The following is a 22,224-nucleotide window of genomic DNA, read 5'->3' as shown; positions in this document are numbered from 1 at the left end:
CCCCATGTCGTTCCAGGACAAGGTGGCCATTGTCACCGGCGGTGGCCGCGATATCGGTCGCGCCGTTTCGATCAAGCTGGCTGCCGCCGGTGCACGCGTCTGCATCAACTACGCCAATGATGAAGCCAGTGCCCAGGAAACGCTGGCACAGATCCGTGCGGCCGGTGGCCAGGCCATCGTGCACCGTGCCGACGTCACCGACGCCACGGCCGTCGCCGGCTTGGTCGCTGCGGCACAGGCCGCGTTCGGCGAGCGCATCGACCTGCTGGTGAACGTGGCCGGTGGCATGGTGCAGCGCCGGCCGCTGGCCGACATCGACCCGGCGTTCTTCCACACCGTGATGGATCTGAACCTCACCTCGACCTACCTGACCACGCACGCGGTGGTGCCGCACATGCGCGAAGGCGCGGCCATCGTCAACTTCGCCTCGCAGGCCGGTCGTGATGGTGGCGGCCCGGGCGCATCGATCTACGCCACCGCCAAGGCGGCGGTGATGACCTTCACCCGCGCCATGGCCAAGGAGCTGGGGCCGAAGGGTATCCGGGTGAACGCACTGTGCTGCGGCATGATCGCCACCCGCTTCCACGATGAATTCACCAAGCCGGAAGTACGCACGGCCGTTGCCGGCGCCACCCCGTTGCGCCGCCAGGGTGCGCCGGACGAAGCCGCTGACGCCGCTGTATTCCTGGCCTCGGATGCGGCGGCGTTCATTACCGGTGCGAATCTGGACGTCAACGGCGGCACCTACTTCTCCTGACTGGAATCCTGCCCATGCAGCGCTGGACACTTCTGTTTTCATTGACGCTCTGCTCCGCCATGACGGCGCCCGCTGCATGGGCCGCACCCGTGTGGGTCACTGCCTGGACGGCCGCGCCCGCGCCCGACCGCAAGGACGGAACGTCCGATGCGCCGGTTCAGTTCGCCGCGCAGACCGTGCGCCAGGACATGCGTGTCGGCAGCCGTGGCGATGCGCTGCGGCTGCGCATCAGCAACGAGCTCGGCACGGCGCCGCTGCGGGTCGAGGACCTGCGCGTGGGAGTGAAGAACGGCAAGGCCGCACCGCTGCCGGTAACGGTGGATGGCAGCGCGGTCATCGAGGTGCCGGTCGGCGCCGCGCTGCTGAGCGACCCGGTGCGGATGCCGGTGGCGGCGCTGCAGGAGATCAGCGTGAGTGCCTATTTCCCGCAGCCCACCCGCCCCGCCGTGCGCCGCACCGAGCTGCGGGTCGCAGATGGCAGGCAGACAGCCGTCGCCGACAGCGTGCGGCTGAGCTACCAGCAGAACGTGTTCTCGGCAGTGATGGTGCAGCGTGATGATCGTCCCCAGGTAATCGTGGCGCTGGGCGATTCCATCACGGAAGGCGCCACCGCACGTCGCGGCACCTTCAACCAGTGGCCGGAGCGATTGGCGCAGCGCCTGCAGCAGGCCTGCCCGAACCGGTTCGTGGTACTCAACCAGGGCATCAGCGGCAACAAACTGCTCGACCATGGCCGCAGCCACAGCGCCCTGTCACGATTGGATCGCGATGTGATCGCCGTGGCCGATGCCGATCAGGTGATCCTGTTCGAAGGCATCAATGACATCCGCCACGGCGGTGGCGCGCAGCCGCTGCCTGGACGCAGTGCGGCGGACATGCTGCTGGGCTATCAACAGGTCGCGGCGCGGCTGCATGCGCACGGCATCCGCGCCTGGCTGGGTACGTTGACCCCGTTCGGCGGTTCCGAGCGCTACGAGCCCGTGTCCGCCGCCACCCGCATCACGATCAACCAGTGGGCACGCGGCGGCAACAGCGGCTTCGACGGCATCATCGATTTCGATGCCGCGCTGCGTGACCCGAAGGCAGCCGAATCGCTGCCCGACGAGATCACCCGCGACCATCTGCACCCCAACGACGAAGGCTACCGGCGCATGGCCGATGCCATCGATCTGCGCATGCTGGGCTGCACTACCCCCGAGTGAGAGAGAACCGATGAACCACGTCGTTTGTTTCGGTGAGTTGCTGCTGCGCCTGGGCGCACCCGGTCGTGAACTGCTGCTGCAGACGCCGCAGCTGCAGGTTCACGTGGGGGGCGCCGAGGCCAACGTAGCGGTCTCGCTGGCATGCCTCGGCCACGATGTGCAGATGGTCAGCACGGTACCCGGCAACGCGCTGGGCCGGCATGCCGTGGCCGAGCTGCGGCGGCATGGCGTGGACGTGGCCGCCGTGCGTGAAGTGGCGGGTGACCGCATGGGCCTGTACTTCCTGGCGACCGGTGCGGTGCAGCGCGCCAGTGAAGTGGTGTATGACCGGGCCGGTTCTGCATTCGCAAACAGCAATGCCAGTGACCATGCGTGGCCCGCCCTGCTGTCCGGCGCGCACCTGTTGCATGTCTCGGGCGTGAGTCCGGCGCTGGGCGCCAACGTGGCCGAGTCGGTGCTGGGTGCCGTGCGTGCGGCTCGCGCGGCCGGTGTGCAGGTGTCCTTCGACGGCAATTATCGTCCCTCACTGTGGCGACGCTGGGATGGCGACGCAGCGGCGATCCTGCGCGAGGTCTTCGCCGAGGCCGACATTGTCTTTGCCGACCATCGGGACATCGAACTGGTGCTGGGGCTGCACTTCGCGCAGGACGATGCGGTCGCCCGAACCGAGGCCGCTGCGGCCGCTGCCTTTGCCGCGTTCCCGCACCTGCGGTGGCTGGCCTGCACCCAGCGCGAGGTGATCAGCGCCGACCATCACGTGCTCGGCGCGCTGCTGCTGGGACGCGATGGAACCCGCGCGCAGGCCGCTCCGAGGCCGCTGCCCGGCATCGTTGATCGCATCGGCGGTGGCGATGCCTTTGCCGCCGGCATCCTGCACGGATTGCTGTCCGGGCTGGACGCAGAAAGCACCGTGCGCTTCGGACTGGCCGCAGGCGCGTTGAAGCACGCCATTCCCGGCGACTTCAGCCCTGCCCGCGAAGCTGAAGTCCGGGCACTGATGGAGAGCCACCCGTTCGACGTTCGTCGCTGATCTCCCCCCGGGAGAATCCCGCTAGAATCCAACGGGCGCTGGAATCGCGCAGGGATCGCCCATGGATTACACCGGATACACGCGCAAGTTTCCCAACAACCGCCCGCTGAATGCGTTTGAACGCGAGCACCGCCTGCTGCAGAAGAAGCGGCTGGATGTCGTGCCGTTGGCGCAGCTGTGCGTGGTGAAGATGAATTCGAACGGCCTGGTTTCGGTGGATCGCTGGTTCGCCGCGCGTGGCTTTGCAGCCCTGCTGGGCGCGATCGGCATTGCCTTTGGGCTGGGCGGCATGCTGATGCTGCTCTGGTCGCTGGTCGTGAACAGGCTACCCAACGAAAACGGCCTGTGGGAGGCGATATTCATCGGCATGGCGATGCTGGCCGCCTTCACTGCAGCGAGCATCTGGGTGGCTTGCCTCGAGCTGTTCCGCTGGACGTACTATCCGATCGCGCTCGATCGCAAGCACCGGCAGATACACGTGTTCCGGCTGGATGGCACCACCCTCAGCGTGCCCTGGGACCGGGTCCATTTCACGCTTGGCCGCGGAACCGGAACCTTCGGATGGTACAACTGGGATGTCCGCGGACTGATCCTGGACGCGGATGGCGTGACAGTACGGGAGACGTTCGCGTTCTGCATCGCGACCTCCCGCATCGAGAACGCGCATGCCCACTGGGAGTTCCTGCGGCGCTACATGGAAGAAGGACCGGCAGCCGTCGTGGACGCGGTGCACTGCTGCATGCCGCTGGACGGCAAGCGCGAGAGCTTCGCGTCCGGCAAGGAGCGCATCTTCGCCGAAGACGCGCGCCTCCCGGGTTTCATGTGGCTCACGATGCTGCCACTCAACTACCTGCACACGATCATGCGCTGGGTGGTGATGCAGACCAGCAGGATTCCGCGGTTTCCACCGGACATCGAGGCGCGCCTGACACCGGGCGCCGGTGATCCCTGTGTCCGCGACGCTTCGATGAATCCACCGGACCTGCGATGACCCATCAGTGCAAAGGCAGCTTCAGTACCGACGGCGCGTTCGCCGGTGAACTGAAGGTTACCGTGCCACCCAACTGGCTGATGCCCGCATAACGCAGGTCCACCGTGTCCACCACCAGGGTCAGGCGAGTGCCGGCCGGCACCTCCCAGCTGCTGGCCTCCAGCCGCAGGTCGATGGTCTTCGCCTGCCCCGGCGTGGCACCCCGCAGCGTATAGGGCTTGTGACTGATCAGCTGGCCATTGCCCAGCACGTCCTCGGCATAGAGATAGGCATACAACGTGGTGTCGGCGCGGCTTGGCGTGACCGTCATCCGCACTTCCGGCGCGCCATCCAGACGGCGCGCACTCCAGTAGATCGGCCCTTGCCAGACTCCCGCGGCGTTGCGTCCGACGAACGGCACATACGCGCCCGGTGGCAGGTTGATCATCTGCAGCGCGCCGGACGCCATCACCACGCCGGAGTTGGCAGCCGTCAGCAGGCCGCTGCCGATGCGGTAGCTCCAGCCGGTGCCGCCACCGTTCGCCACCAGTCCACCGGTGGGTTGCAACAGCCCGCTCGGCGCGGTCAGCCCGTAGCTGACCGCGCCCGTCCGGGTAGCCTGCCAGTCCGGATAGTAGCTCCAGCTGCCCTTCTGCGACTTCAGCTGCACCGTCGCCTGGCGGTCGATTCCATTGGTCACCCCCTTCAGGTAGTGGTCGAACCAGTCGCCCGCGGCGGCATACACCTCATTGGGAATACCGAAAGCGCCAAGGGCCTCGTTGAGGGCGTGGTCGCCATGGCGCAGCTGCAGCTGCTTGGGGCCCTTCAAACGGTTGAAGAAGTCCACCAGCTGGCCCGGCGGGAACAGGCTGTCGTTGAAGGCGTTGGCCAGGAATACCGCTGGCTGGTTGGCGTTGATCTCATCGATGCTGGACCCGGGGCTGCGCTGCGCCGCCACCGGCAACAGCGAGTCCACCGCGCCCTGGTAGTTGCCGACCAGCACATTGCGATTGATGGTGGACAGCTCCGGTCCCGGGCGACCGGTGGCCAGGCCCGCGGCAACCAGCAGCGCGATGCCCTGCGCGCTGGGGGTGTCGTTGCTGTACAGCGAGGCCTGCAGGTCGGCCCAGCCGCTCAGTGCAGCCACTGCCTTGATGCGCGGATCGCGTGCCGCCGCCAGCAGACTGGTGCCGGCCCCATAGGAGATGCCCGATACGCCGATTCGTGACGGGTCGGCGCGGGTGTTGTCCAGCGCCCAGTCAATCAGCGCACTGACGTCCTCGACCGTGGCCGGCCCGGCGATGTCGATGCTGCCGCCGGACTCCCAGAAGCCACGCGAACTATAGCTGATGACCACATAGCCGCGCCGGGCCAGTGACTGCGCCACGCCCACGTATTCCACGCTGGGCACCGCCCAGCTGCTGGGCATCACCAGCAAGGGATACAGCCCGCTGCCCGCGTCCTGCGGTTCGATGACGAAAGCCCCGAGAGGCGTTCCATCCCAGCTGGGAATGGTGCGATGGGTGGTCTTGACCGTGGCCGCCCAGGCGGTGGGCGCCAGCCCAGTCAGCAGGATCAACAGCAGCACTACCTTGCGCATCGTGGTCTCTGCCCGTCGGTGGTGGTGCAACGGATCGGACCGTACCAGTGCGAATGGTGGGTGGCACCTTGCGACGCAGCATGGCGCTTTCGAACCCGGCGCCCGGCTGGATCGATGCAGGACCACATTCAGGCGCGGTGGATCACCCACGCCACCAGGCCTGCAAGTGGCATCAATGCAAGTGTGCCAACGACGCCCAGGCATCCGGACGCCCCGCGGTGCGGCGCGGAAGCCTGTGGATGCGATCGCAGCCAAGCGGCATGACAGGCCCTGCAGTAGAAGCGCTGCTTCCCGGCGCGCCAAGCGCCACGGGTACGTTCGTCATGGAGGGCGGCGTTGCCGCAGCGCCCACACTTGAAACTGCGATGTGGCGGGCGTCTCTGCCGACGCAGCGCAGCCGCGATTGCAACCCCGATCAGCGCAGCAGCAGCGCCCCCTGCAAGCAGTTCACTGTTGATCATTCGCCTTGCTCGATCCTGCGGTTTCCGGTCCTGCTGCGCAGGATATCGAGTCGTACACCCCCTGCGCTACGACGCCCTAGCACGCGCGCATGTCACCCACGCGCCGTGTGATCTGACACCTCTCCAGTGCTTGCGGGCGGTCACAGCTTCGTCTTTTCGTCGTTGACCGAAAGACGACAGCTTGTGACGCTTACGACACCGCAGGGCCTCCACAGCCCAACAACGCGGTCACGTCCCACCGCAATCCGCTGCACCCGACTCCGCACCGTCTCCCCGTGACCTCGCCCTGCCAGGTCGTGGCGGACGGCTGCGCCCTGAACTTCTGCTGGAGAACCGCAATGCGCCTTGCAAGCTTCTTCTTCGTGTTCGTCCTCAGTGCCTTCGCCGGCGCTGCCCAGGCCCAGGTCGTCACCCTCAACAAGGGCGGCTTCGTGCTCACCTACGACTGCAGCATCCACAGCGCCACCCGCTACGAATACACCCTGACCGCAGACACCGGTTCGGCCGCGCGCCCGTCCAGCTTCTACAAGGATCCGGACCTGCCGGCAGGCTGCCTCGGCCAGACCAGCACCGCCTCCTACGCCAGCATCACGTCCGGCTATGACCGGGGTCATCTGGTGACGTCCAATCACATGGACTACAACGCGACCTACATCCGCCGCGCCAACTACATGACCAACATCGTCCCGCAGGTGTCCAGCTTCAACCAGGGCATCTGGGTGAAGGCCGAAAACGTGGCCGAGTGCTACCGCGACATCGCACCGGTGGATGTCTATGGTGGCGTGGTCTACGGCGACGCCTCCAACGACTATTTCCTTTCCAGCCACGGCATCCCGACCCCGGAGTTCTTCTGGAAGACGATCATCACCCGTGATCCGAACACTGGCACGGCCAAGGCGATCAGCTGGATCATTCCCAACGAAGCCAATCTGGGCAGCCTCGACAGCTACCTGGTGACCATCGCCGATCTGGAGGAGCTGTTGGGTGCGAGCTACGTTGCGATCAACGCACCGGCCTCGCTGAAGAACGTGCTGCCGGCCAGCACCTGGCCGCAGCCGGCGGGGTGTGATCTGGGCTGACCGGTCTGCCGGGAATGGGTGGCACCCGGTCCGGGTGCCACGCAAGGATGGCTGTGGGAAAATGGCGGGCAATTGCACCACCGCATTGCCCCCTGGAGCTGTAGATGTCCTGTTTCCCCTTCGATGCCGTGCTGTTCGACTGCGACGGCGTACTCGTCGATTCCGAGCCGCTGGTCGCCCGCGTTCTCTCGGAAATGCTGACCGCACGCGGCTGGCCGCTGACCCCGGCGCAGGCGGGTGAAGTCTTCCTCGGGCAGTCCGTGGCCCATCTGGCAGGGCTGATCGCAGAGCGCACCGGCAAGCCGTTCACCGAGGAATGGCTGGAGGAGTTCCGCCAGCAGCGCAACCGGGCGCTGGAACGGGATCTGGAGCCGATCCGGGGGGCGCCCGAGGCCGTGCGTGCGATCGCCGCAGCGACCGGTGGCCGCATTGCCTGCGCGTCCGGTGCCGACCTGATCAAGGTGAAACTGCAGCTGGGCAAGGTCGGCATCCTCGATGCATTCGGCGACCACGTCTACAGCGGCCAGGACATGCCGAACACCAAGCCGCACCCGGACGTCTATCTGGCGGCCGCTGCCGCGCTGGGTGTGGATCCGAAGCGCTGCGCGGTCATTGAAGACACCGTGACCGGCGCGACCGCCGGCGTGGCGGCAGGTGCCACCGTGTTCGGCTTCAGCGAGGGCGGCCCGCACCACAGCACACCCGAAGCTCTGCGCGCGGCCGGTGCCCAGGTGATCTTCCAGCGCATGGAAGATCTTCCCGCACTGCTGGCGGCCTACGCCGCCGACGCTGCCGCCTGACCCGGCGTCAACCCGCAGCGCCCTGCCCGGCGCTGCGGCACCTGCCGCTGTAGTGCAGCGCAAACAGGTACAACCCGGTGAACAGTTGCAGGAACAGCGGCGGCAGCGGCGCATAGGTGATCCACGCTGCAGGTTCGCCCTGCCCCAGCCCGCGAACGGCGAAATTGGCGATCACCGCCAGGGTGAACACGATCGAGGTCCAACGATGCACGGGCCGTGCCCAGCCCCCCCGGCTCATTGGCGGCGCCTCGCTTCGGAGCGGGCTTCGATCATCTTCCAGCCATTGCCGGACGGGTCACGGAATCCCGCGTCGACGGCGCCATAGCGCTCGATCGGCTCCTGGGTGAATTCCACGCCCTGTGCCAGCCATTGCGTGTAGCGCGCCTGGCAGTCATCCACGGCCAGCACCAGCGGCGGCATTGCGCCCTTGGCCACCAGCTGCTGCAGCGCAAGTGCGGTAGCGGCGTCGTGGGTGGGCGGGCCTGGCACGAACAGGCCCAGCTGGAAACCGTCCTGGCCCGGGCTGCGGACCGTCAGCCATCAGTAGCTGCCATTGCGTACGTCGGTATGCACTTCGAAGCCGAGCTTGCCGACGTAGAACGCCAGCGCCTCATCCTGGTCGCGCACATACAGGCCGACAGTGTTCACAGTGTTCGTCATGGGACCTCCCTCAGGTGGGGTCCACGTTAGCAACCGCCTCGCGGCGGCGCTTCTCCAAAACTGCGATCTTCAGGTCCGGGCGCTGCGCGGCGCGTGCATGGCATTCCGGCACGCTGGCCGACGCCGCCCGGGTTGCACGCTCACGCTCACGCACATTGCCCGGGCTGTCACCGGTGATGGCACGGAAGATGCGGCCGAAGGTACCCAGGCTGCTCCACCCGGTCTGCGCGGCGATTTCGGTGACCGGCAACTCGGTGTCACGCAACATCGCCACGGCCCGTTCGATGCGCCGGCTGAGGAGATAGCGGTGCGGTGGCAGCCCGAAGGCCTGCTTGAACGAGCGGGCGAAGTGCGCCGGCGACACCGCACTGACCTCGGCCAGGCGCGCGACCGGCCATTCCTCATGGCTGGCGCGGTCCATCCGGTCCTTGGCACGCAGCAGGCGCCGCAGCAGTTCGGGGCTCTGGTTCATGGCACCACCGCCTGGGCCAGGTAGTGGCGTGCCGCGTGCCGCGCCTCAGCGGCCTGCTCGACCAGCCAGTCACGCAATGCAATCACCTTGGCACTGCCATTTCGCGCCGTGGGTGCCACGAACCAGAAGCTGCGACCGTCGCTGGCGACACCCGGATGCGCCTGCACCAGCCGCCCGCTGTCCAGCTCGGCCTGGAAAAGGATCGGCGAACCAATGGCGATGCCTTGCCCGGCGATCGCGGCGCCGACATCCAGATGCTCGACGGCAAAGGGCGCGACGAAACTCTCCGGTGCCGGCGGTGGAATGTGCCCGTGCGCGGCAAACCACAGGGCCCACCAGTCCGGCCGCCCGAGCAGGGGAATCTCCAGCGCGCTGCTGCCCAGCCCACGCGCCTCGTGCAGCAGCGCCGGCGCACACAACGGTGTGAACACGCTGGGAAACAAAGGAGTTGCCTGAAGACCCGGCCATTCGCCCTGGCCATTGCGGATGGCGGCATCGAAGTGACCGGCGGCCAGATCCTGCGGCGCTGCCGACAGGTCCAGTTCCAGCACGAGCTGCCGGTGGCGGGCACGGAACGTGCCCAGTCGCGGCGTCAGCCAACTGGTGCCCAGCGTGGGCAGCACGGACAGGCGCAGTCGCGCCGCATCCATGTCTGCGGCGCGCATGAAGCTGGCGCGCAGTGCATCGAATGCCCGGGTGGCCTCCTGGGCGACGCTGGCACCCGTCGCTGTCAGTTCTACGTGCTGTGCATGGCGCAGGAACAGGCAGGTACCGGTCTGGGCCTCCAGCCGCCGCACGTGGTAGCTCACCGATGCCGCACTGGTGTCGAGCTCTTCGGCGGCACGCGCGAAGCTGCCCAGCCGCGCCGCCGCCTCGAAGGCACGGATGGCGGCAAGCGATGGCAGCTGGCGTTGGGTGACCATAAGTGTGACTTAGCCTGAGCCCCGATATCTGCGTGGTCAATCCCCCTGGTACGCGCAACGATGGAGGCACCTTCGACAGGGGATCACGCACATGGATCGACGGCAGTTCCTGGCCACCCTGGCCGCCGCGGCGGCATCTACGGCGCTGCCCTCCGGGTGGGCCCTGCCCAGCCACAGCGAAGACTGGAAATGGTTGCAGGGCAACTGGCAGGTCCGGCACCGACGCCTGAAGGAGCGCCTGGTCGGCGATACCCGATGGGAGTCCTTCACCGGTTCCAGCGCGGTCTGGCTCACCCTGGGCGGACTCGGCACCATCGATGACAACGTCATGGCGCTGCCTTCGGGCCCCTACAGGGGCCTGGGCGTGCGTGCATTCGATCCGGTGTCTTCCACGTGGTCGATCTGGTGGATCGATGGCCGCAACCCTGCCCATATCGAAGCCCCTGTGCGCGGCGCTTTCAAGGGCGATGCCGGCAGCTTCCGCGGCACCGACCGGATCGACGGGCGCCCCGTCGAGGTCTGGTTCCGTTGGCATGACATCCACGGCGAGGAGCCGTGGTGGGAACAGGCGTTCTCCGACGATGCCGGTGCGCACTGGGAAGTGAACTGGCGCAACTGGTTCCGCCGCACTGCTGCGGTCCCCTCTCCGCTTCCGAAGCTGCCGGATGCACCGGGCGATTTTGATTTCCTGGTGGGCCATTGGAACGTGCGCCATCGTCGCCTGCGCGCTCGGCTGGCAGGCAGCGATGCATGGGACGCGTTCAACGGCACCCTGCACAACTGGCCGGTCCTGGGAGGATTCGGCAACGTGGGTGACAACCTGATGGACATGCCTGGAGCGCCGCTGCGAGGCATGGGCATCCGCGCCTGGAATGCGGCGGAGCGGCACTGGCTGAGCTGGTGGCTGGATGGCCGGGAGCCAACCCGGATCGGCGCGCCACTGCGTGGTGGTTTCCATGCCGGTGTCGGCCGCTTCTTCGGCGAAGACCAGCACGACGGTCGAACAATCCAGACACGGGTGATCTGGTCACACATCACCCCGCGTTCGGCGCGCTGGGAACAGGCGGCCTCGACCGATGGTGGACGCAGTTGGGAAACCAACTGGGTCAGCGACTTCGAGCGACAGGCATGAAGGCGCTGCTGGCCGTGATGCTGCTGGTTGCTGCGTCGCCTCCCGCGTCGCCATCCAGGGTGCTGCGGATCGTCGGCCCCGCCGAGCGCTTTGCCCCGGGCGTTGCATCCACGCAATACGACGAGATTCGACTGACCTTGAGCCCGGACGGAAAAACCGCACTGTGGTTCAGCCGCAACCGGCCCGGCGGGCCGGGTGGGTATGACATCTGGGTCTCCCACAACGATGGGCAGCGCTGGCGGCCGGCGATGCCGGTGCCGTTCAACTCGCCGGGGCGCGACTTCGATCCCGCTTTTTCCGCCGATGGCCGCGTGGTGTATTTCTGTTCGGATCGCGCAGGCGGCCTGGGCGGCGACGATCTGTACCGGGTCAGCATTGGGAGCGACGGTCGATTCGGGAAGCCGGTCAATCTTGGCCCGGCAGTGAACAGCGCGGCCGATGAGTTCGCGCCGATGCTCTCGCCGGACGCAGCCACGCTGCTGTTCTCCAGCGATCGCGCAGGCGGTGCGGGTGGCCATGACCTCTACGTCGCAGCGATTGTCCGTGACATGGCGCAGCCGGCACGGCCGCTGCCGGGAGACCTCAATACCGCAGCGCAGGAGTTCGATGCCACCTTCCTGGGCGACGGCCAGACGCTGGTGTTTGCCCGCGCCCTGGACTTCGGCAGTGCACCGGTACGCCAGTTCATCGCCTACGAGCGTGGAGGCCGGTATGACGCGGGCCTTGCATTGCCCTCCCCCTTGAACGAGGCCTCCGGCGACAGCTACGGCGCGATGCTGGATGGCTCGCAACCCGACACCTTGACCTATTCGGCGCGGCGCGCGGACGGTGCAGGGTTGGACCTGTACCGCATCCGCTATCGGATGATGCGCCCTTGAAGGCAGATGTTGTCGATTTTCCGCGCCCCGGTTCATCGAGAGGATGACTACCCCAGGAGAAAACGCAGATGGCCTCACACCAGTCCCTTGCCTGCGCCTGCGGCCAGGTACGCCTGACCGCCACGGGCCAATCCATCGCCACCGTCGAATGCTGCTGCGACAGCTGCCGCAAGGCCGGCGCCATGCTGCAGTCGATGCCCCGAGCACCGGACGTGCTGGGCCCGCACGGCCAGACGCTCTTCGTAATGCACCGCAAGGATCGCGTCAGCATCGATGCCGGGCATGCCATGCTGCGTGCCTTGCGATTGTCCAGCAGGGGCGGCAGCCGCCGCGTGCTGGCCGGCTGCTGCAATACGCCGCTCTTCCTGGAGTTCAGCGGCGGCCATTGGCTGAGCCTGTATGGCCTGTTGTGGCCGGCATCGACAAGACCTGCCGTGGAGATGCGGACCATGGTCAGTGATCTTCCTGATGCGTCTGTGCTTCCTGACGATGTGCCGAACCTGAAGACCCGGTCGCTGCGCTTCTATGCGCGGTTGATGAAGGCGTGGATCGCCATGGGCTTCCGCAGCCCACGCATCGAGGTCGCGGGAGATACCCATGCCTGAGCCAGGACGGATCGAGATCGAAAGCATCACCACGCCCGGGCACATCCAGCGCGTGGATCGCGCCAAGTACCTCGCCATGCGCCATGCCTTGCTGCGGGCGCTGCCCGCGCAACCGCCCGGCCTGTCCGTCGCGCAGGCGAAACAGGCACTGCTGCCACACCTGCCCGCCGCGCTGTTCCCGGCAGGTGCCACCGCCGGCTGGTGGTTGAAGGCCGTGCAGCTGGACCTGGAAGCCAAGGGCGTGATCGAGCGCGTCGCGGGCAAACCGGTGCGCCTGTTCAAGCACCTGGCGGCCGGCTGATCAGCGCTGTGCAGGCAGTTCCAACCGGTGCTTGCGGCACAGGCGATACACCGTGACCCGCGATATCTGCATCTGCCGCGCGCACTCGGAGACGTTGTAGCCGGTCTGGCGCAGGGTCTGCAGCAGTACATCGCGCTCGGCCTGGCCGCGCGCATCGTGCAGCATCGCCGCGGGCAGGGCCGCTACCGATGCGCCCAGCTCCAGGTCACGCTCACTGATCAGCTCGCCTTCGGCCATGATCGCTGCACGCTGCACACGGTTCAGTAGTTCGCGTACGTTGCCGGGCCAGTCGAAGCGCCGCATCGCCTGCAGTGCGGCCGGTGCGAAGCCGCGTGCACGCACGCTGTGGCGCAACCGGAAGCAGCGCAGGAAGTGCTCGGCCAGCAGCTGCACGTCGGCACCGCGCTCGCGCAGCGGTGGCATCAGCAGGCGCAGCACGTTCAGGCGGTAGTAGAGATCGCTGCGGAACCGCCCCTGCGCCACCGCGTGTTCCAGTTCGACGTGGGTCGCGGCAAGTACCCGCACGTCCGCGCGCAGCGGCTGGCTGCTGCCCACGCGCTCGAAGGTCCCCTCCTGCAGCACGCGCAGCAGGCTGGTCTGCGCTTCTGCCGGCAGATCGCCTACCTCATCAAGAAACACCGTACCGCCATGGGCGGATTCGAACACACCGATCTGCCGCTTGTCGGCACCGGTGAACGAGCCACGTTCGTGGCCGAACAGCTCCGACTGCACCAGGCTGGCCGGAATCGCACCACAGTTCACCGCAATGAAAGGCCTGCCGGCGCGCCCCGACAGCGCATGCAGCGCATGTGCAGCCAGTTCCTTGCCTGTACCGGTTTCGCCGGTGACCAGCACCGGCAGTTCCACCGGCGCGAACTTGTGCAGCACCGTGCGCACCGCATGCAGCGCGGCGCTTTCGCCAATCAGCGCGTGCGGTCCGTGCCCACCGCAGGTTGCGTCGACAGGCGGATCATCCGCATCGAACTGCTGGCGCATTGCGCAGACCAGGTCCTGAAGGCCGAACGGCAGCGTGAAGCGCGCGCCACATCGCTGCAGCAACGGCAGCCAGGCCGGCGATGTGGGTCCGGCGCCCGGTGGCAGTACCGCCAGCCAGGGCAGATGCTGGTGCTGCTCGATCCACGGTTCCAGCAGCTGCAGCGACGCCGCATCGAGATGGCGCAGATCGAGCACGGCGAGCAATCGATCGCGCCCACGCAGGCCTATCGCCATGGCGGGATCGGGATGGATGCTGCGCACATGCCAGCCTGCTGCCGCCAGCGCACTGCGCTCGTTCGCCAACGGCTCGCCAAACCAGAGCACGCAACGTGACGTAGAAGCCTCCGGGACCGCTGCCATGCTTCCCCCAGCATCCGGACACCGTCGGCGGACTGTCAGGCAATCGCCGGCGTGCCGCCCCCCGCCGGGACCTCTACGGCCACCGGGGCGGCCTTTGTTGGGCGGATCCTAGCGCTTCCCTAAACGGCGGCGCAATGAGCAATGCGTCAAGAAATTCGTGGCTGAACCGGCACCGTTGCAGACGGCGGCGCCACCTGTAACACCCATGCAACAGTTGCCCGCCGCCCTTGCCCTGCGGTGCCTGGGGCTTCGAAATCCCAACGATTCCCCGACGTGCCTGTAACACCGTGGCAGCAGCACGGTCAGGTGCTGCACGGTCCCGACATTGGCGGCTGGGCACTTCCAGGTTGGCACGGTTGATGCGTGGTTCCGCCGCACCCATCGCGGGAGATCGGCATGGACGGCACCACCCTGGTTCGCGGCCTGGCCGCAGCACTGGCAATCGCCCCGCTGTTGGTTGGCACGGGCGCATCCGCGTCCGGCGCCCGCCAGGGCGTGAAGGCACAGCCGGGCGAAATCGTCCTGTTGCGGGACGTCTCCGCGCGGCCGGCCTATCGCATGGCACCACCGGGCATGGCCCTGATTGCCGACCCGAAGCCACAGCGCGAGATCGCCACCGCATTGGGCGCCGGTGGCACGACGAACGGCATGGACGAGTTGAGCGATGAGGACTATGCCGGCATGGGTGCCGGCCAGGCAGCGTCCGTCGCGACACCGGGCGGCACTACCGTTGAACGGGTCACCCAGCAGGCCCTGGGCGGCACGCTTGGCCGCGGTGGCGATGGCATGGTCGGCAGCAACCTCGGGGGCGCCATGAGCGGTCCGCTCGGTGCGGTCGGCAGCAGCACCCGCGGTATCGCCGATACCGTGCGCGGCGCACTGGCCCAGTTCCCCCTGCAGGGCACGGCCCCGGCAGGTGGAAAATGAAGGCCCTGCACGGCGTGCTTCTGCTGCTCGCTGCCGCGCCCTGGGCGACCCGGGCCGATGACTACAGCGGCATGCTCGCCTATCTCGACGTGGCCCGCATCGACGGCCACGCACTGGCCGGGGCGACAGGTGCCATCGCCGTCAACCAGGCCGCCGGCGACCTCAACGTGCAGGCCAACCTGCGGGGTATCGCCAAGGGCGATCGCGCCGACGTGGCGATCAATGCCCGGCAACTGCAGCAGGGCAACCGCGTGCTGTCCGGGCCGCTGCAGGCCACCGCGTTCATTGGCGGTGACGCACTGGCCGGTGCCAGTGGCATCGCATCCATCAACCAGGCCAGCGGCATCGCCAACACGACGCTCAACGTCGTCAGCGCGACGCTGGCCCGACAGGGCATACGCGAAACCGACGATACGGCCTTGGCCGCCGAGGGTTCCGCGTTGGCAGGGGGGCGGGACGACACCGGTTACGGCGTCGCGACGGGCACCCGCAGCGCCGGTGTAGCCAGCACCGCATTGCGGGGATTCGACGGGGTCCTGCAACTCAATCAGATCGCGGGCAACGGCAACGACACGGCCAACGTACTGGGCCTGGTCGTGCAGGACCGCCCGTGACAACCACCCAACCGATGCACCACCTGATGAGAGAGAGGGCACCATGAAAGCGACCGTCAAAAAGACCATGCTCGCCATGGCGATTGCCACTGCCTCGACCGCCGCTGCGGCCAATGGCTGGGACAACCAGAACGCCAACGCGAACATCAACCACAACCACACCGTCAGCGAGACCCGCAACGACACGCACAACCACACCGACAACGACGTGCGCAACCGCACCGTCAACGTCAACGTGCAGAAGCACAGCAACATCCAGGCCGACGAACGCAAGGAAAAGAACAACCACGGCGTCGACGTGAACCTGGAGAAGGACCTGCGCCTGAGCACCGACATCAATTTCTCCGGCGACCCGAACATCACCGGCGACATCGACCTCGACTCGGCGGCCATTGCCGTGATCGACAACCGGCAGTCGATCAGCAACAACGCCACCAGCAACAGCCTGGTCACCAACAGCGCGTCGATCGGTGACAGCGTCGGCGCCGGTGCCTCGGGCAATCTGGGCTTCAATGTCGTCTCCGGCGACAACAATGCGCAGGACAACGCGGCCTCACTATCTGCGGCCGATGCGTCCTTCAGCTTCGGCATGGCCGACGCCGAGGTATTCGTCAACCAGGCCGGCTTCGGCAACGCCACCATGAACTCCGGTGTCACCAACGCCGCAGGTCTCAGCGGCAACGCCTTTGGCGGCGCGTCCGGCAACATCGGCGTGAACATCGCCTCGGGCAACAACAACGAGCAGAAGAACGCCCTCGCGGCCTCGGTCGCGACCACGGCGGTGGCCCAGTCGAGCATCAGCTCCAACCAGGTCTCCACCGGCAACACGGTCAGCAACGCCGGCTTCGTGCAGTCCTACACCGATACCGTGCAGGTCGGCATGCGTGGCGGCGTCAGCGGCCTGACACTGGCCTATGGCGCGGGCACCTACCGCGGCACCGGCAACGCCTACCAGATGGCCAACTACTACCTGGATACGTGGAGTGGCGAGCTGCCGCACCCGGGTGGCAACAGCACCGGCCATATCGATCTGGACAACCAGATCCAGAACGCCACGATGAACCCCAACCGGCCGGGGGTGGGCGGCCTGGGCTTCGATACGCGTGAGAGTGGCACCAGCCAGTTCGTCGAACTGGGCGTGGCTGACCTGTATGCCAGCCTCAGCGGCACGGTCAGCACCACGCGGTGGGTGAACGTCAATGCGACCAACACCTCGGCCTTGTCCGGCAGTGCCTTCTCGGGCGCCTCCGGCAACATCGGCGTGAACGTTGCTGCGGGCACCGGCAACCTGCAGGCCAACAGCCTGGCCCTGGCAGTCGCCCAGCCCAGCACCGGCGGCGGTGGTGGCAGCGGCGAGTAAGCGCAACACCCCGGCCGTCCGCCAATGGCCGGGTCCCCGGGAGCCCCTGTTCCTCCTCCCCCTTGGAACGGGGGCTCCCCCCTGCTGCCGGAGAACGTAGATGATCCGTTGCCCTCCATCGATGCGCCTGCTGGCCTGCCTGTGGCTGCTGGGCACCGCATCGGCGTGGGCCGGCGAGGTCCACTTCGCCGGCGTGCTGCCCAACGGCGCGCTGCTGCAGCAGAAGGTCGAAAGCATGCAGGAGCGGCGCTACCGCAACGTGGTGCGCCAGCACACCGATTACAGCTGCGGGGCAGCCGCATTGGCGACCATCCTGCGCCATGCCTATCACCTGCAGACCGACGAAGCGACGGTGATCGAAGGAATGATGGGGGTTTCCGATCCAGCGCTGGTGGCCGAACGCGGCTTCTCCCTGCTCGACATCAAGCGCTACGTGGAATCGCTCGGCATGCGTGGCCGGGGCTACCGCATCGATGAAACACGACTGCGCACCCTTCGCGTGCCAGGACTGGTGCTGATGGACGTGCGCGGCTTCCGCCATTTCGTGGTGCTCAAGCAGGTGCGCAACGGCATCGTGGAAGTGGCTGACCCGATCCTCGGCAACCGCAGCGTGGCGCTGCCGGAATTCCTGGCCGCCTGGCCATCGCGCGCGGTCTTCGTGGTGATCGGCAGCGACTTCGATCGCAACACCGTTCTTCTGCAACCCAGCGAACGGCCAAGCGCCCGCGCGCTCTACGCGCGGCAAGGGCCGATCACCGATGCCGAACTGGTCGACTTCGGCTTCAGCCACGCCGACCTGTTCTGAGGAGGTACGACCATGTTCCGTCAACACGTATGGATGGCTCTGCTGCTGATGGCCCCTGCCCTGCCCCTGCAGGCCGCCGACGGCAGGACGGGGCGTGGACTCACGGAAATCCCCGACCCGGAGCTGAGCCTGATGCGGGGGCGCTACACCGTGGGTGGCAACAACGTTGCCTGGTTCGGGGTCACCATGGTGTCGCAGTGGCAGGCCAGCAACGGCACGACCCTGCAGGGCAGCCTGACCCTGGGCATGGACTTCCGTGGTGCTGGCGCGCCGAAGCTCAGCTTCCAGCCCAGCGTGCATGTCACGGCAGCCGATGCGCCGCTGCCCGATACCCACGGACGCAGCATCGACAGCAGCGGCCTGGCCAATGCCAGCGGCCTGGTGCAGAGCGTGCAGGTGGCCGGCGATGGCAATGTCGCGCGCAACGTCACCACGCTGACCGTCCGCGAGGGTGGCGTGCCGGCTGTTCTCTCTGATGGCGCAGGCAACGTCACCGCGCAGCCGGCCGGCGCCAGCGCGACGGCCGTGCTGGAAGGCAACCAGGCACACCTGCTGCTGCAGGTGGATGGCCAGGGGCTGGTGCAGCAGTGGATCCGCAATGGCAGCGTCGGCCAGGGCATCGCCCTTACCGGTGACGGCCAGATCGCCAGCAACCAGCTGCGGCTGGAGCTGGTGCGCAACGCCGTGGGCGGCAATCTGCCGTTGAGCCAGAACGTGGCCCAGGCGATTGCGTTGAACCGCGGCATGGGGCCGGGCCAGTAGCAGGGCCTGGCATTGGGGGAAACGCTCCACAACGCAGGACACGAACATGCACACCCTGATGAGGATCACCCCGTTGGCGCTGGCGGCGCTGGCGGGCACCGCCCTTGCCGTGCCGCCGACGCCTGACGATGGCGCCGACGTGCAGGCCCTGGCCAACCAGCTGGAACAGCTGAAAGCCAACTACGCACAGGAAGTGCGGCGGCTGCGCGAACTGGACATGCAGGTGCAGGCCATGCAGGCGCGCCTGGGCGGGCGGGTTGGCCCGGCTTCGACCCCACCGGCCGCGCCATTGGCGCAGGCGGCGGCCGCCGCGGTTCCACCGAGCAGCGAGGGCTACGCCAGTACCGCTGCCGAGGCCCAGCAGGCCAGGCAGGAGTCGCGGCGCAGCGTGGACGACGTGAAGCAGCAGCAATCGGCCCTGTTCTCCCGTCGCTTCACCGTCGAGAACAGCCTCACCTACGCCCGCTATGACCGCAAGCAGCTCACCCTCAACGGCTTCCTCGCGTTGGACGCGATCTTCCTCGGCAATATCGCCATCGAGAACGTGGAGTCCGACTCGCTGACCTATAACGTGGCAGCCCGCTGGAGCGTCAGCCCGAACCTGACGCTCAACCTGGATGTGCCCTACCTGGCGAGGCGCACCGTGTACCAGAAAGGCGGCGCCGGCGGTGCAGCGGCGGCCGTCGCGCAGGAGCAGACCAACGGCAACGGCCTGGGCGACATTGGCCTGAGCGCGAACTACCGGCTGTTCGGCGAACGCGGCTGGCGCCCTGAGACCGTGCTCACGGCCGGTGTCACCGCCCCCACCGGGCGCGCGCCCTACGGCCTGGACTGGAAGGTGATCGAACGCGATGACGACGACTACATCCGCTTCGCCGTGCCGCGCGAGCAACCCACCGGCAACGGCGTATGGCAGGCCAACCTCGGCCTGTCGATGGTGAAGACCGCCGACCCGGCCATCCTGTTCGCCAACATCGGGTACGTGCACTCCATCCCTCGCGGCTTCAACGACATCGACAGCAATCCGGATACGGTCAACCCAGGCGACGTGAAGCTGGGCGGCTCGGTGTACTTCGGTGCAGGTGTTGCCTTCGCATTCAACGAGCGGACCAGCCTGAGCCTGTCCTTCAGCGACCGCATCAGCGCCCGCGCCTCCACCCGCTTCCAGGGTGGCAAGTGGATGAAGGTGATCGGCAGTGACGCCAATGCGGCATCACTGAACCTGGGCGTGACCTATGCGTTGAACCAGCACACCACGCTGGTAACGTTGCTGGGCATCGGACTGACCCCGGACGCACCGGACTTCACGCTGGCGTTCAAGATTCCTTACATGCTCTAGCGGCCGCTGCCCATGGCATGATGGGCGCTCTGCGGCCAGCGGACGTCCATCATGCGCATCGGATTCCTGGGACTTGGAGTGATGGGAACGCCCATGGCGGCCCATCTGGCTCGCGCAGGTTACGAGGTATGCGGCTGGTCGCGCTCCGACCGCAACCATGCGGCCGCGCGCACCGCCGGCATCAACGTCTGCGAGGCGGTGGACGAGGTATTCGCGGCCTGCGACACCCTCGTCCTGATGCTGGCCAATGACGATGCCATCGACAGCGTGCTCGATCGGCATGGCGCGGCGTTTGGCGAGCGGGTCGAGGGCCGCCTGCTGATCAACATGGGTACCAGCTCGGCAGCGTACTCACAGGCGCTGGCCGAACAGATCCGTGCCGCGGGCGGCCGCTACGTGGAAGCGCCGGTGTCTGGCTCACGCGTGCAGGCCGAAGCGGCGCAACTGGTGATCCTGCTGGCCGGTGCCGATGTCGACCTCGCGGCAGCCGCCCCACTGGTTGCACCGATGGGCAGGCAAACGGTGTGCTGTGGTGCAGTGCCGTCCGCACTGCGCATGAAACTGGCGGTGAACCTGTACCTGATCACCTTGGTCACCGGCTTGGCCGAAGCGGTGTACTTCGCCGAAGCACACGGCATCGAGCTTGACCGCTTCGCGCAGGTGCTCAACGCAGGGCCGATGGCCAGCGAAGTATCGCGAATCAAGCTGGACAAAATGATTCGTGGTGACTTCAGCGTGCAGGCGTCGATCACCGACGTGCGCAAGAACAGTGGGCTGGTAGCCGCTGCCGCCCATGAGGTGGGCATGCATGCGCCCTTGATCGACGCCAGCGACGCGCTGTTCGCACAGGCACTGGCGTCCGGATCGGGGGCGCTGGACATGGCGGCCGTGCTGCAGGCGGTACGGGCCGGGCCAACCGGCACTGGCCGGCGCTGATCCGGATTCATGTTCCGGCACTACTGTCGTCCTCCACCGCTGCTATATTCAGTCCAGCTCGGCAGGCATGGTGCCTGCCCTCGAATCACAGGGAGTTGGACATGGGTCTGGTACAGGCGGTGAAGGGGGCGGTTGGCGGTGTGCTGGCCGACCAGTGGAAGGACTTCTACACCGTGCCGGCGGGCCTACCGTCCACGGCCGCCCTGTTCGCGGCGGTGCCGCAGGGCACCAATGCCGGCCGCGGCTCCAACACCAGCGGCTCGTCCAACATCATCACCAACGGCTCGAAGATCATCGTGCCCGAAGGTTACGGCCTGCTGCTGCTCCAGGACGGCGCGATCACCGCATTCGTCGCCGAACCGGGTGGCTACGAATGGCGTTCGGACGCCCTGAACTCGCAGTCGATCTTCGCCGGCGACGGCCTGGTCAGCACCTTCATCAAGCAGAGCTGGGAACGCTTCAAGTTCGGCGGCCAGCCGGGCGCGCAGCAGGCGGCCTACTTCGTCTCGCTGAAGGAATTGCCGGACAACCGCTTCGGCACCCAGTCGGAAATCTACTGGGACGACGGATTCCTCAATACCCAGGTCGGTGCGATCACCCGCGGCTCGTACACGCTCAAGATCGTCGACCCGATCCTGTTCGTGAAGAACTTCGTGCCGGCCAGCTACCTGCGGCCGGGCCAGGTGTTCGACTTCACCGATCTGGACAACGCCGCTGCCAGCCAACTGTTCAATGAAGTGGTCGGTTCGCTGGCCCCGGCCTTCAGCCTGTATACCAACGATCCGGGCAAGGGCAACCGCATCACCAAGCTGCAGCAGGACTCGCTGGGCTTCGCGCAGAGCCTGTCCGCCGCCGTCGAGCAGGGTTACCAGTGGAAGTCGGATCGCGGCCTGGCCATCGTCAAGACCGCCATCGTCTCGATCGAGTACGACGCCAACACCCGCGAACTGCTGAAGACCGTGCAGCGCGCCGATGCGCTGTCCGGTTCGCGCGGCAATTCCAACCTGCAGGCCAGCGTCGCCCAGGGCATCCAGTCGGCCGGCGAGAACGGCGGTGCGGCGGGCCTGGTCGGTGTCGGCATGGCCTCGGGCATGTTCGGTGTGGGCGGCATGCAGCAGCCGGTCACCCCGGCTGCGGATGACCCGGTGGCCAAGCTGAAGAAGGCAAAGGAAATGCTGGACCTGGGCCTGATCACCCAAGGCGACTATGACGCCCTGAAAGCCAAGGCACTGGGCCTGTAACAGCAGAACGCACA

Annotated in this window: 23 protein-coding genes and 2 pseudogenes; 19 read left to right on the top strand and 6 right to left on the bottom strand. The window is 67.0% G+C overall.

Annotation, left to right across the window (positions count from 1 at the left end):
• Positions 1 to 4: 4 nt before the first annotated feature.
• The 4 genes from O0J15_RS03080 (at position 5) to O0J15_RS03065 (ending at position 3,980) form a co-directional block, all read left to right on the top strand.
• Positions 5 to 757: an SDR family NAD(P)-dependent oxidoreductase gene (locus O0J15_RS03080; protein WP_021202372.1), complete on the top strand. Its 753-nt coding sequence runs from the start codon at positions 5 to 7 to the stop codon at positions 755 to 757.
• A gap of 14 nt (positions 758 to 771) precedes the next feature.
• On the top strand, positions 772 to 1,959 hold the full coding sequence (locus O0J15_RS03075; protein ID WP_308305056.1) for a GDSL-type esterase/lipase family protein: 1,188 nt from the start codon (positions 772 to 774) through the stop codon (positions 1,957 to 1,959).
• A 10-nt stretch (positions 1,960 to 1,969) separates the two neighbouring features.
• Positions 1,970 to 2,989: a sugar kinase gene (locus O0J15_RS03070; RefSeq protein WP_308305054.1), complete on the top strand. Its 1,020-nt coding sequence runs from the start codon at positions 1,970 to 1,972 to the stop codon at positions 2,987 to 2,989.
• A gap of 61 nt (positions 2,990 to 3,050) precedes the next feature.
• Positions 3,051 to 3,980 (top strand): DUF6708 domain-containing protein, encoded by a 930-nt coding sequence (locus O0J15_RS03065; protein WP_308305053.1) that lies wholly within the window; start codon positions 3,051 to 3,053, stop codon positions 3,978 to 3,980.
• A gap of 4 nt (positions 3,981 to 3,984) precedes the next feature.
• On the opposite strand, the gene O0J15_RS03060 is transcribed toward O0J15_RS03065, so the two are convergent.
• Positions 3,985 to 5,559, bottom strand: a complete 1,575-nt coding sequence (locus O0J15_RS03060) for an alpha/beta fold hydrolase (protein ID WP_227844313.1) — start codon at positions 5,557 to 5,559, stop codon at positions 3,985 to 3,987.
• 799 nt (positions 5,560 to 6,358) lie between these two features.
• Between O0J15_RS03060 and O0J15_RS03055 the strand changes: the two genes are divergently transcribed.
• Both O0J15_RS03055 and O0J15_RS03050 read left to right on the top strand, forming a co-directional pair.
• Positions 6,359 to 7,099, top strand: a complete 741-nt coding sequence (locus tag O0J15_RS03055) for a DNA/RNA non-specific endonuclease (protein ID WP_308305052.1) — start codon at positions 6,359 to 6,361, stop codon at positions 7,097 to 7,099.
• Positions 7,100 to 7,203: 104 nt separating this feature from the next.
• A complete protein-coding gene (locus O0J15_RS03050) occupies positions 7,204 to 7,899 on the top strand; it encodes an HAD family phosphatase (protein ID WP_134729206.1) in 696 nt (231 codons plus the stop codon).
• Positions 7,900 to 7,906: 7 nt separating this feature from the next.
• Here the strand turns inward: O0J15_RS03050 and O0J15_RS03045 are convergent, their stop codons facing one another.
• The 4 genes and pseudogenes from O0J15_RS03045 to O0J15_RS03030 form a co-directional block, all read right to left on the bottom strand.
• A complete protein-coding gene (locus tag O0J15_RS03045) occupies positions 7,907 to 8,137 on the bottom strand; it encodes a hypothetical protein (RefSeq protein WP_021202364.1) in 231 nt (76 codons plus the stop codon).
• Positions 8,134 to 8,559, bottom strand: a pseudogene (locus O0J15_RS03040) (VOC family protein). The gene O0J15_RS03045 and the pseudogene O0J15_RS03040 overlap by 4 nt, the downstream one beginning before the upstream one ends.
• 10 nt (positions 8,560 to 8,569) lie before the next feature.
• Positions 8,570 to 9,031, bottom strand: coding sequence for a helix-turn-helix transcriptional regulator (locus O0J15_RS03035; protein WP_180876850.1), 462 nt, complete (start codon positions 9,029 to 9,031; stop codon positions 8,570 to 8,572).
• Positions 9,028 to 9,954 (bottom strand): LysR substrate-binding domain-containing protein, encoded by a 927-nt coding sequence (locus tag O0J15_RS03030; protein ID WP_021202361.1) that lies wholly within the window; start codon positions 9,952 to 9,954, stop codon positions 9,028 to 9,030. The genes O0J15_RS03035 and O0J15_RS03030 overlap by 4 nt, the downstream gene beginning before the upstream one ends.
• A 91-nt stretch (positions 9,955 to 10,045) precedes the next feature.
• On the opposite strand from O0J15_RS03030, the gene O0J15_RS03025 reads away from it, so the two are divergent.
• The 4 genes from O0J15_RS03025 to O0J15_RS03010 all read left to right on the top strand — a co-directional run bounded on the left by O0J15_RS03025 (position 10,046) and on the right by O0J15_RS03010 (position 12,870).
• Positions 10,046 to 11,086, top strand: a complete 1,041-nt coding sequence (locus O0J15_RS03025) for a twin-arginine translocation signal domain-containing protein (RefSeq protein WP_155029586.1) — start codon at positions 10,046 to 10,048, stop codon at positions 11,084 to 11,086.
• Positions 11,083 to 11,964, top strand: coding sequence for a hypothetical protein (locus O0J15_RS03020; protein WP_308305051.1), 882 nt, complete (start codon positions 11,083 to 11,085; stop codon positions 11,962 to 11,964). The genes O0J15_RS03025 and O0J15_RS03020 overlap by 4 nt, the downstream gene beginning before the upstream one ends.
• A 68-nt stretch (positions 11,965 to 12,032) precedes the next feature.
• Entirely contained in the window at positions 12,033 to 12,569 is a 537-nt protein-coding gene (locus O0J15_RS03015) for a GFA family protein (protein WP_111101928.1), read from the top strand.
• Complete coding sequence (locus O0J15_RS03010) at positions 12,562 to 12,870, top strand: hypothetical protein (RefSeq protein WP_308305050.1); 309 nt, start codon at positions 12,562 to 12,564, stop codon at positions 12,868 to 12,870. Before O0J15_RS03015 ends, O0J15_RS03010 begins: the two co-directional genes overlap by 8 nt.
• On the opposite strand, the gene O0J15_RS03005 is transcribed toward O0J15_RS03010, so the two are convergent.
• Complete coding sequence (locus O0J15_RS03005) at positions 12,871 to 14,226, bottom strand: sigma-54 dependent transcriptional regulator (protein ID WP_111101926.1); 1,356 nt, start codon at positions 14,224 to 14,226, stop codon at positions 12,871 to 12,873.
• A 396-nt stretch (positions 14,227 to 14,622) separates the two neighbouring features.
• On the opposite strand from O0J15_RS03005, the gene O0J15_RS03000 reads away from it, so the two are divergent.
• From O0J15_RS03000 to O0J15_RS02960, 9 genes and pseudogenes are all read left to right on the top strand, one after another.
• The gene (locus tag O0J15_RS03000) at positions 14,623 to 15,153 is read left to right on the top strand and encodes a hypothetical protein (protein WP_197575001.1); all 531 of its coding nucleotides are present in this window, start codon (positions 14,623 to 14,625) and stop codon (positions 15,151 to 15,153) included.
• Positions 15,150 to 15,767, top strand: a complete 618-nt coding sequence (locus tag O0J15_RS02995) for a hypothetical protein (protein ID WP_171953057.1) — start codon at positions 15,150 to 15,152, stop codon at positions 15,765 to 15,767. The genes O0J15_RS03000 and O0J15_RS02995 overlap by 4 nt, the downstream gene beginning before the upstream one ends.
• Positions 15,768 to 15,810: 43 nt before the next feature.
• Positions 15,811 to 17,127 carry a hypothetical protein gene (locus tag O0J15_RS02990; protein ID WP_049409613.1) on the top strand — a complete coding sequence of 439 codons (1,317 nt, stop codon included), beginning with the start codon at positions 15,811 to 15,813 and terminating at the stop codon, positions 17,125 to 17,127.
• Between the two features lie 100 nt (positions 17,128 to 17,227).
• Positions 17,228 to 17,932 carry a C39 family peptidase gene (locus tag O0J15_RS02985; RefSeq protein ID WP_308305049.1) on the top strand — a complete coding sequence of 235 codons (705 nt, stop codon included), beginning with the start codon at positions 17,228 to 17,230 and terminating at the stop codon, positions 17,930 to 17,932.
• A gap of 12 nt (positions 17,933 to 17,944) precedes the next feature.
• Positions 17,945 to 18,694, top strand: coding sequence for a hypothetical protein (locus tag O0J15_RS02980; RefSeq protein ID WP_021202351.1), 750 nt, complete (start codon positions 17,945 to 17,947; stop codon positions 18,692 to 18,694).
• Between the two features lie 46 nt (positions 18,695 to 18,740).
• A complete protein-coding gene (locus tag O0J15_RS02975; RefSeq protein WP_308305048.1) occupies positions 18,741 to 20,033 on the top strand; it encodes a transporter in 1,293 nt (430 codons plus the stop codon).
• Positions 20,034 to 20,078: 45 nt separating this feature from the next.
• A pseudogene (locus O0J15_RS02970) lies at positions 20,079 to 20,552 on the top strand (NAD(P)-dependent oxidoreductase); the annotation flags it as partial.
• Positions 20,541 to 20,969, top strand: a complete 429-nt coding sequence (locus O0J15_RS02965) for an NAD-binding protein (protein WP_306341177.1) — start codon at positions 20,541 to 20,543, stop codon at positions 20,967 to 20,969. The pseudogene O0J15_RS02970 and the gene O0J15_RS02965, both read left to right, overlap by 12 nt.
• Before the next feature lie 101 nt (positions 20,970 to 21,070).
• On the top strand, positions 21,071 to 22,210 hold the full coding sequence (locus tag O0J15_RS02960; protein ID WP_308305047.1) for an SPFH domain-containing protein: 1,140 nt from the start codon (positions 21,071 to 21,073) through the stop codon (positions 22,208 to 22,210).
• Positions 22,211 to 22,224 lie beyond the last annotated feature (14 nt).

The sequence above is a fragment of the Stenotrophomonas sp. Sm10 genome (genome assembly GCF_030985515.1).
Lineage (GTDB): Bacteria > Pseudomonadota > Gammaproteobacteria > Xanthomonadales > Xanthomonadaceae > Stenotrophomonas > Stenotrophomonas hibiscicola.
The sequence above is the reverse complement of the archived record's forward strand: the minus strand, read 5'-3'. Positions and strand labels throughout refer to the sequence as shown.